The 2,363-nt window shown below is 71.7% G+C and carries 2 protein-coding genes; both read right to left on the bottom strand.

Annotation, left to right across the window (positions count from 1 at the left end; all coding sequences use genetic code 11):
- Window positions 1-97: 97 nt before the first annotated feature.
- Window positions 98-991, bottom strand: a complete 894-nt coding sequence (locus tag MTQ10_RS29805) for a DUF2797 domain-containing protein (protein WP_247473599.1) — start codon at window positions 989-991, stop codon at window positions 98-100.
- A gap of 188 nt (window positions 992-1,179) precedes the next feature.
- A complete protein-coding gene (locus MTQ10_RS29800; protein ID WP_282612745.1) occupies window positions 1,180-2,262 on the bottom strand; it encodes a BRO-N domain-containing protein in 1,083 nt (360 codons plus the stop codon).
- Between the last annotated feature and the right edge of the window lie 101 nt (window positions 2,263-2,363).

The following is a 2,363-nucleotide window of genomic DNA, read 5'->3' as shown; positions in this document are numbered from 1 at the left end:
GGGCGGGACAGGGCGGCAGCGGACGTCGGGCATCGGGCGGGGGACGTCGGACATCGCACGTCGGGCGTCGGGCGTCGGGCGTCGGGCGTCGGGCGTCTCAGAACAACTCGTCCTGCGCATGAGTGGCCCGGCGCGGGAACGGGCGTACGGGGAAAGCGGGCAGCCCGTGACCGCCCGCCGCCGGGACGATCCCCCAGCCGGTCATCAGCCGGCTGTCGAGTACGACGACATCCCCGTCCTCGGTGCGCAGATGCAGATCCGGCCCGGCAGCCGCGACGAGCTGCCCGCGCACGGCACCCCCGGGAACCAGTTCGGTGAACTCCCCTACGGCGGCCGGTGCGCCGTCGAGGCCGAAGGCACGGACGTGATCGACGGGCCGGAACGGCTCCGGCGTGAGCGACTCGGGCCACCCGGCCAGCGCGCCCGCCCGCGCGTGCAGTTCGGCGATCTCGGCCGCCCGCTCGGCCTCGGTCGCGGGCAGCGCATCCCTCACGGCGCGCTTGTCGGCGTACGGGATGCGGTCCGGTACGCCCAGTGCGGCCCGCAGCACCTCCTCGGTGCGCCGCGCCGCCATCAGCGGACCCGCACCGAGCCAGCTGAAACAGACGGCCCCCTGCTCCAGCAGCCGGGCAGACCCGCGCTCCACAGCCGTGATCCCGACCTTGACCATGCCGGGGCCGAACCAGGCCAAGTAGACGTGGTACGGCCGCGGGTCGTCGGCCTTGGTGTCGGCGGCCACGGAGTGCGCGCGCTCCAGCCGGGCGCACTCCTCGCACCGCGCGCCGGTACTGCGCCCGGACACCTCCACGCGCCGGGGACACGCATGTCCTCGGGCCCCCGTACAGATCCGCCGCCCCTGCGCCTCCACCCCGAAGGCCACGGCCTTTCCCCAAGTCAGCCGGGTGGTCCGAGCCCCCGCCCACACCAGCTCGGGCCCCACGCTTCCGCCCGGGGCCCACCGCAGCCCGGCGCACCGCCATGCCTGTGCCATCACCCATGAGGCTACGTCCCGGCACTGACATCGCCGGCGGGTGCCGACGGCGGGCCAAGGCGCCGGAAGGCCGAAAGGCCCGAAGCCGCAAACCGATCGTGCGGCTTCGGGCCTTCTTCCTGCCCTCGTGCTCTCTCGCCCTCCCGCCCTCGCTCAGCCCTCGCTCAGCCCTCTCGGTCCGGGGGGCTTCACGGCAGTACGTACACCACCGCGCCGTCCTCACCGCAGTCGGTCTGCCGCATACAGCCACGCTTGAGCAGCATGCGCAGGCAGTCCCGCACCCGCTCCACCGGCAGCCCGGTCCGCGCGGCGATCTCCTCTGGACGGCACCGCACCGGGCCGCGCACCAGCGCGGGCGCGAGGTACGCAGCCACGGCGTGGACGTCGTCGGTCACGACGAGGTTCCTGGTCCGCCACAGCGCGAGCAGCTGCTGAGGCGTGACCGACGGCCGCTCCTCCTCCGCGGTGTCCCGTGGCGCGCCCTCGGTCACGACACGGCCGGCGACACGGTCGAGGGTGTCGGCGAGGCGGCCGAGCGCGTCGGCCATGGAGGACTGGACCCGGTACGTCGCCTCACGCAGGTCGTTGGCGCGGCGCTGCTCCTCCAGCAACCGGGCCTGGAGACGGTACGACGCCTCGTGGAGATCGTTGCCGCGCCGCTGCTCCTCCACGAACCGGGCCTGCACGCCGTGCGACGCCGCACGGAGATCGTTGCCGCGCCGGTGCTCCTCCAGGTGACCGGCCTGGACCTCGTGCGCCGCCGCACGCAGGTCGTTGCCCCGCCGCTGTTCCTCCAGGTACCGCGCCTGGAACGCGGCCCACTCCTCGTCCGTGCGTAGGCTCCGCTCCTCCAGCCGCACGAGCGCTTCGGCGACATCGGGCGGCATCGTGTATGCCGTCCCGCCCCCTGGCGGGGGTTGCACGGGGGCCGGGTCGAGGCTGTAGGAACCGTCGCGCTGAACGGTGGCGATGACCTCCGACACCCACCTCTTGAAGGGTTCGCATTCGGGCTTGGTGCAACCGTTGACCATCTGGATGAGACCTTGCAGGTTCACCATCTTCATCGACTTCTGCAGGCGGTGATCTGCAAGTTTGCTCAAGGTGTCTCCTGTACAGACGCCTTGTGCAATCTCACGCAGAGTGGATTGCAGATCCTCGGACACATGCATGTGCAAAGCCTGTCGCGTGTTGGCGTACCCCAGCCGACTCGCCAGATCCACCGCCGGGAACCAGTGCTCCCCGTTCGGCAGGGATGCTCCTATGGCTGTCAAGCCGCTGGAGCCAGGTCGGTTTGAGTGATTCGTTCGGTCGGTGTGCTGGTCAGGGCCCGGTAGACCTCGCGGGCCACGAAGCGTTTGAGGCAGCGCATGAT

The organism is Streptomyces sp. XM83C (genome assembly GCF_023072675.1).
Taxonomy (GTDB): Bacteria; Actinomycetota; Actinomycetes; order Streptomycetales; family Streptomycetaceae; genus Streptomyces; species Streptomyces thermocoprophilus.
The sequence above is the reverse complement of the archived record's forward strand: the minus strand, read 5'-3'. Positions and strand labels throughout refer to the sequence as shown.

Excerpts from the sequence above, each read along its gene's own strand:
- MTQ10_RS29805 (WP_247473599.1), bottom strand. The coding sequence starts at position 991 with ATGGCACAGGCATGGCGGTGCGCCGGGCTGCGGTGGGCCCCGGGCGGA.